General features: G+C 40.5%; 7 protein-coding genes. 6 read left to right on the top strand and 1 reads right to left on the bottom strand.

From position 1 onward, the window contains the following. From WBJ10_RS11765 to WBJ10_RS11755, 3 genes are all read left to right on the top strand, one after another. The coding region (locus tag WBJ10_RS11765; protein WP_424290520.1) for an EF-Tu/IF-2/RF-3 family GTPase at positions 1–1,200 on the top strand (1,200 nt) is incomplete at its 5' end. 100 nt (positions 1,201–1,300) lie between these two features. After that, the gene (locus WBJ10_RS11760) at positions 1,301–2,635 is read left to right on the top strand and encodes a flippase (protein ID WP_424290518.1); all 1,335 of its coding nucleotides are present in this window, start codon (positions 1,301–1,303) and stop codon (positions 2,633–2,635) included. A 41-nt stretch (positions 2,636–2,676) separates the two neighbouring features. Next, a complete protein-coding gene (locus WBJ10_RS11755) occupies positions 2,677–3,339 on the top strand; it encodes a class I SAM-dependent methyltransferase (RefSeq protein ID WP_424290516.1) in 663 nt (220 codons plus the stop codon). Positions 3,340–3,345: 6 nt separating this feature from the next. On the opposite strand, the gene WBJ10_RS11750 is transcribed toward WBJ10_RS11755, so the two are convergent. Further along, positions 3,346–4,035 (bottom strand): FkbM family methyltransferase, encoded by a 690-nt coding sequence (locus tag WBJ10_RS11750; RefSeq protein ID WP_424290514.1) that lies wholly within the window; start codon positions 4,033–4,035, stop codon positions 3,346–3,348. 102 nt (positions 4,036–4,137) lie between these two features. On the opposite strand from WBJ10_RS11750, the gene WBJ10_RS11745 reads away from it, so the two are divergent. From WBJ10_RS11745 to WBJ10_RS11735, 3 genes are all read left to right on the top strand, one after another. Beyond that, entirely contained in the window at positions 4,138–4,935 is a 798-nt protein-coding gene (locus WBJ10_RS11745; RefSeq protein WP_424290512.1) for a class I SAM-dependent methyltransferase, read from the top strand. Next, entirely contained in the window at positions 4,932–7,232 is a 2,301-nt protein-coding gene (locus WBJ10_RS11740) for a DUF7133 domain-containing protein (RefSeq protein ID WP_424290510.1), read from the top strand. The genes WBJ10_RS11745 and WBJ10_RS11740 overlap by 4 nt, the downstream gene beginning before the upstream one ends. Positions 7,233–7,434: 202 nt before the next feature. Next, positions 7,435–7,631, top strand: a 197-nt coding sequence (locus tag WBJ10_RS11735; protein ID WP_424290508.1) for a hypothetical protein, incomplete at its 3' end; no start/stop codon positions are given.

The following is a 7,631-nucleotide window of genomic DNA, read 5'->3' as shown; positions in this document are numbered from 1 at the left end:
ATGCAGATTACTTCTCTTGACTACTCATCTTTTGTTGGCCGTATAGCCATAGGCCGTGTTGCTCGTGGCGTAATTAAAGAAAATCAGCCAGTTTCACTTGTGAAACGTGACGGAACGATTCAAAAATCACGTATTAAAGAATTATATACTTTCGAAGGCCTTGGTAAAATCAGAGTACAGGAAGTTTCTTCCGGTGATATCTGTGCAGTAGTTGGTATCGAAGGTTTTGATATTGGCGATACCATTGCTGATTTCGACAAGCCGGAACAATTGGCGGTTATCAAGATTGATGAGCCGACAATGAATATGTTATTTACCATCAACAATTCCCCGATGTTCGGTAAGGAAGGTAAATTTGTAACATCTCAGCGTTTACGCGAAAGACTTTACAAAGAGATGGAAAAAAATCTTGCGCTAAAGGTTGTTGAAACTGAATCACCTGATTCGTACCTGGTTTACGGACGTGGTATTCTCCATTTATCAGTACTTATTGAAACCATGCGCCGTGAAGGTTACGAGCTTCAGGTAGGACAACCTCAGGTAATCATCAAGGAAATAGATGGTGTTAAATGTGAGCCCATTGAAACTCTTATTGTAGATGTTCCTGCAGAAGTATCCGGTAAAGTAATCGAATTGGTAACCCAGCGTAAAGGAGATTTGCTTGTGATGGAACCTAAAGGCGATCTGCAGCACCTTGAATTTGAGATACCGGCCCGTGGAATCATTGGTTTGCGTAATAACGTACTTACTGCAACTGCTGGGGAAGCTATTATGGCTCACCGTTTCAAGGCTTATGAGCCGTGGAAAGGCACAATCCCTGGCCGTTTGAACGGTGTACTTGTATCAATGGAAAAAGGCTCTACAACAGCTTATTCAATTGACAAATTACAAGATCGCGGACGTTTCTTCGTGGAACCAGGTGTTGAAGTTTACGAAGGACAAATTATGGGTGAGCATATCCGTGATAATGACCTGGTGGTAAATGTGGTAAAGGGTAAAGCCCTTACTAACATGCGTGCATCCGGTACAGATGATAATGCACGTATCGCAACTGCGATTAAATTCTCACTTGAAGAAGCGATGGAATATATTCAGGCTGATGAATATATTGAGATTACACCTAAAAGCATGCGCCTGCGCAAGATCTACTTAAGTGAAAACGAACGCAAGATCAATGCTAAGAAGTTTGTGAATCAATAATTAGTTTTGGATACCTATTAAGTTTAAGGGCTCAGCAAACACTGAGCCCTTAATTTTTACACAATTTTAAAAGGAAATTTTTTATCTAAGTTTGTACTTAATGAGGATTCCTTCCATCTCCGGGTTCGACCCTGAAGCTTTTCAAAAGTATTTCAAGAATACCGGATGGTTAATGCTGGGGAAAATTCTAAGCTTGGTTGTCGGGATTTTTATCGCAAAATTCTTAGGTCCCAGCAATTTCGGTGATTTGAATTTTGCTATTGCATTTACTGCTATTATCGCTGCAGTAGGCACGCTCGGATTGGATAGCTTTATCATCCGTGAGGTTTTAGACCAACCGGGGAAACGCGATGAAATTCTAGGAACAGCGTTTTGGATGAGGGTAACTATCAGCATAATTCTGGTACCCGCTTCAGTATTGATTTATATTTTCTTCCGTAGCCTGGCTGACCAGCAAGGGACCGAATTGACTCTCATTATTGCTTTTTGTGCCTCGGCCCTATTTTTCAAGGCTTTTAATATCATTGATTCCTACTTTCAGTCACAGGTTAGATCAAAATTCGTGGTTTTGGTGCAGAATATTTGCCTGATTATTTCATCTTTCATCAAAATCAGTTTTGTTCTATTAAAATTGCCTCTGGTCTATTTTGCGTTTGCATTAGTAATCGATGGTCTCATGCTTGCAATCGGACTGGTTATAATATATCATCGCGAAAATCTCCATATCAGGAATTGGGTTTTCAATTCTTCCCGGGCTAAGTACCTTCTTAGTCAATCATGGCCTTTGATCTTATCGGCTGTAATGGTGACTTTATATATGCAAATTGATATTCTGATGCTCAAGTACTTTACAGGCAGCACAGAAGCTGGGATATACAGCGCAGCAGCCCGGATCAGTGAGGCCTGGTACTTTATACCAATAGCAATAGTCACTTCAGTTTTCCCGGCCATTATTCATGCCCGTAAAACAGATCCGAAACGGTACCAGAAACGCTTGCAGAATTTATATGATCTTCTCGTCGCGATCAGTCTGCCTGTAGCCCTTATTGTGAGTTTGGGCGCAGGAACTTTTATCCAACTGCTTTACGGTGAACAATTTGAAGGTGCAGGTGATATGCTTTCCATTCATATCTGGTCAGGAATTTTCGTATTTCTTGGAAGCGCAAGTGGTCAGTATCTTCTCGCTGAGGGATATACTAAGATCTCCTTTTACAGAACGGCAATAGGTGCAGCTGCGAATATTTTGTTAAACCTATGGCTCATACCTTTGTATGGCGGCGTCGGAGCATCAATTGCAACGCTGATCGCATACTTTGTTACGACTTTTTCAATATTGCTTTTTTCCAAAACAAGAGGACAAGGGGTAATGGTGTTAAAATCTCTGCTTCTGATTAACTTGTTTTCAGTAGTATCGGCTCGATTAAAAGGGGAATAGCAATCGGCACAAAAAATAATTAAACAATTAAAACACATAGAATGAAGAGGCTTTTTGGGAGATTTTATCCGACAGCATTAATCAGCACCATCAAAAACTATTGGATACTTTCCGTAGAATTTGGCCAGTTCAAAACGATGAGCAGGGGATGCATTGATAAGAATGATGAATTTATTCCATGGTATACCTATCCTGCGATTGAATACATAAAACAGATTGATTTTTCGGATAAATCCATTTTTGAGTTTGGTTCGGGTAATTCTACAATTTTCTGGGCTAAACGCTGTAAAAAGGCGGTTTCAATTGAGGATAATAAAGACTGGTACGAAAAGGTTACGCCGAGCCTCCCTGCAAATGTTGAATATAAATTAGTTCCGGAGAAAACCGACTATGTCAACTCAATCAATCAATTTGCAGAGGGCTTTGATATTATTATAATTGATGGGAATCATCGTTATGAATGTACAGTGGAGGCCTTGAAAAAACTCAATAGCGATGGAATTATAATTCTTGACAACTCCGACTGGCATGAAAACAGCGCTAAACTTCTTCGTGAAGCTGATTTGATCGAAGTTGACATGTCAGGATTCGGCCCCATAAATGGCTATACCTGGACGACTTCTTTCTTCCTTTCAAGATCAGTGAGACTGAAACCAGGTGGACCCAGACAGCCGCTGAACGGAACTGGTGGGATAAAAATCTGATGTAAATTACGTAGCCTTATGTTTAAATATCAAAGTTCTGAATGTCTTGGCAACCAATTTATAATTCCGTTCCAGCAGGTATTGATAGGCATCGTAACTGAATATATCTTCAAACTCAAGGTGGCCTTCCACAAGCAGATATTCCGGAGAGTATTTATCCCAGTCATTAGATTTTAGCACTTCAAAGTCTAAGCCTTCAACGTCGATGCTCATGAAATCGATTTTGACACCTTTCGGTAGATGGCTGGCCAGGATATCCCGCAAAGGAAGTACTTCAACCTTTACGCGTTGTGTGATTTTGTACTTGTTATCTTTTTGGTCTACGGATAAAGCTACTTCTTCCGAAAAAGTATTTAAAGCAGGCTCATTGAAGCAATAAAACGTCAGGTTATCGCGAGCAGCGCCCACACCAACGTTTAAATTGATATCCCGGCTTCTTAATATTTTGAATGGTTTAATTGCGGTTGGTGTAGGTTCAATATTTATGCCTCTCCATCCTTTATTGTAGAAGTAATACGTATTGGAATACCTTACGGGATGATGGGCTCCCACATCTACATAAAATCCTTTATACCCTTTTTTATTTTCATAGAAAGCTTTCAATATCATATCTTCTCCATCCTGAGAATATGACCTGTAAGATTTGTAATGATGAAGTGGGAGATATTTTAAAACTATACTTTTGATGCCCGGCATTTTGCTAAATTACAAAATCTAGCTAATTTACAGAGCTATCCCGCGTCTGTTTTGTTAGCCGTGGAAATGGTCACCTCAATTATTCTGTATCAGAAAAGATAAATGCACAAAGAAGAAATAGTTAGTACAGTATTAAAAGAAGCATATGATAATTTCTATGTTGGAAAGGATGAACAATGGAGGCTTTTAAGTGCAAGATATAAGGCTCAAAATATTAAAGAGCTGTGTGGCGATCTCAAAGTGAAAAAAATTCTTGAAGTCGGTGCCGGCGACGGAAGTATTCTAAAATACCTCGATGAGTTTCAATTTGCTGGAGAAATCCACGCTCTCGAAATATCTAGTAGTGGGGTAGAACAAATAGCGAACAGGAATATCGAAACTTTAAAATCCGTGCAGATTTTTGACGGTTACCATATTCCTTTTGAAGACAACGAGTTTGATCTTGTGGTCTTATCTCATGTGCTTGAACATGTAGAATTTGAACGAATGCTGCTTCGCGAGATGAAACGGGTATCAAAACTTTTTGTGATTGAAGTACCGATTGATTACCGCTACGGCGTGGATAGAAGGATGAAGCACTTTCTCAGCTACGGTCATATCAATATGTACACTCCAAGTTCCCTCAGATTTCTGCTACAGACGGAAGGCTTTGATATACTTGATGATAAGATTTCCGTTATAGAACCTGAAGTGACGAAATTCAACACTTTTGTAAACCAGGGAAAGGACAGGAATTTTTTCAATATGTTTAAAATCGATGTTGAATTCTGGATTAAAAAAATACTAATCAAACTGGGGGGTAAAAAAACACATGAAAAAATTGCCAGCGCCTACACCGTACTATTACAAAAATCAACAAATTCTAAAATATTAGCATCTGCTCTTTCCGACACACCATGAAAAACTCGTTATTCTATATTTTCTTCCTCGTCATTGGTTCATTCATCTTTATTGGAGGGGGGGCCTTCAGGCAGGCGGAAAAAAGTAAAATCCTGGATTCTTTGCTTATCCGGCAGAAGTTTGATTCGTCGCCAGTTTTATCGGCCGAAGAATCGATGAAAACCATGCAGCTTGAACCAGGCTTTACGGTCAGGCTTGTCGCGGAGGAGCCGCTGATTCATTCTCCCGTAGCCATAGTATTCGATAAAAGAGGACGTATCTGGGTGACAGAGATGGAGGGATATATGCCTGACACGCTAGGGACTGGTGAAGATCAGCCCAGAGGTAAAATTGTGATCCTGACGGATAAAAATGGTGATGGTCTAATGGATGACCGGCAGGTATTTTTAGATTCCCTCATTCTTCCTCGTGCAATCTGCCTGATAGAAAATGGGATACTGGTGGCAGAGTCGCCGAGATTATGGTTTTATGAGATCAGGGATGATAAGCCTGTAAAGAAGACATTGGTAGATCCATCCTATGCCGAAGGCGGGAATGTGGAACACCAGCCTAATGGGCTCTTTCGCGCACTTGACAACTGGATATATAATGCGAAATCCGATAAGCGCTATCGCAAGCAAGGGGATAAGTGGATAATTGAAAGGACTCATTTCCGCGGTCAATGGGGAATTACACAGGATGATCAAGGCCGTCTGTATTATAATAATAACTCTGAAAACTTGCTTGGCGATTTCTTTAGTCCGGGATTTGGAGCACTGAACCAAAATCAGCGTGGCGTTTCCGGCTTTAATAAAAAGATTGTCCCCAACAATAAAGTTTATCCTGCCAGAGCTACAACGGGAGTAAACCGGGCTTATCAGCCAGGGATACTCGACGATAGCTTAAGGTTAGTAGAATTCACGGCCGCGTGCGGGCCAGTGATCTATAACGGCCACCTTTTCGATAGTAAATATTACGGAAATGCCTTCGTCGCAGAACCTGCAGCTAACTTGATAAAGCGAAATATCTTAAGCCGTGACGGATATTCCGTCCTGGGGAGGCAAGCATATACAAAAGATGAATTTCTAAGAAGCACCGACGAGCGGTTTAGGCCAGTTAATTTATATAATGGTGCGGATGGCGCAATGTACGTTGTTGATATGTACCGTGGGATCATCCAGCATAAAACATACCTTACGCCATATTTAAAAAATGAGATCAGAAAGCGGTCCCTTACCCAGCCGCTGAATTATGGTAGGATCTATAAAATTGTCCCAAAAAACATCAGGTCAAAAGCCGTACAATTTCCGGAAGATAAAGTTAAACTTGTAAAGCTTCTGGCTCATGAAAATGGATGGGTAAGAAGTATGGCACAACAACTTCTGGTTGATTCCCGGGATCTCAGTGTTACAGCTCAATTGAGAAAATTATCCAAAAAGGTGAAAGACCCCCTCGCAGTATCACATGCATTGTGGACAATGGAAGGTCTGGGGATTTTAACCAAGAATGATATATGGCAATTGCTTTTAAGTAAGGAATGGCCCTTACGCATGCAAGCTTTGAGCCTGTCGAAATCACTGATCAGCAAAGGAAATTACAAAGAATTCCTACAGCTTTTCAATACGATGATCGCGGCAAAAGACACACTTTCAGCCCCTTACATTGCTTTTTTAGCTCCCGCGTTTAAACCATTTGATGAATCGGCTCAAACGGAATTGCTTACCAAACTTGCCGGTACTTTTAGAGGAGATATTTATGTTTCTGATGCCGTAATCAGCGCTCTTAAAGATCAGGAAGCTTCTTTCTATAAGCAGTTCAATGCATTAAACCCGGATACAAGTCTGATGATAAATAAAAGATTGCAAAGAGTATTAGCTGATGTCGAGAGGGCCAAAAAACCTGCAGCCGACGCAACAGTGCGGTTTCCTAAAGGCGCGTCAATATTCAAATCTTTTTGCCAAACCTGCCATGGGTCTGATGGGAATGGAGTGGCTTCCCTAGCTCCTCCGCTTAACAATTCTGAATGGGTTGTCGGTGATAAGAACAAACTGAGTGGCATTGTATTATATGGATTAACAGGCCCGATTAAAATTGGTAATAAACTCTATGAAGCACCCGAAATCAACGGAGAGATGCCAGGTATAGCTTCAAATCCGGAATTCTCTGACGCCGACATTGCGCAGTTATTGAATTACATAAGAGTGTCGTGGAGCAATAAGGGCGATCGGATACAAACAGGCGACGTAACCAGTATCCGCAGCAAGTATAAAGGGCGTCAAAAGCCCTTTACAATGGAGGAATTAAATCAGATGAAATAGCCTGATGCAAATCCACATCCCGAATAATTAAAGGTTGACATGTTCCATGACCTATCTTTTTTTGAATCGGATTTCATGGAAAAAACAGACCGATGCACTTTGTTAATTGTAAATTGAAATTCACTTGTAAATATGTATTTTGTTAGACGATAAATAAGTCACTGTTTCATTAAGTTATATCGCGCTGTTTTAAAGGTAAGCTATGTACAGAATTTTAGATTTTAGAAAGAATCACCAGCAGTTCCTTATCAAACTTGGCTATTGTATATTAACCCTGTTTTGTTTTTTAACTTCAGCTAATGCCCAAAAACTAGCGACTATCGAGGTTAACGCCGTCAAAGGATCTCAAGGTGCAGACGCAGCAATCCGCATAAATATTGATGAAATCACTTTTTTACC

Source organism: Daejeonella sp. (assembly GCF_049655485.1).
GTDB lineage: Bacteria > Bacteroidota > Bacteroidia > Sphingobacteriales > Sphingobacteriaceae > Daejeonella.
The sequence above is the reverse complement of the archived record's forward strand: the minus strand, read 5'-3'. Positions and strand labels throughout refer to the sequence as shown.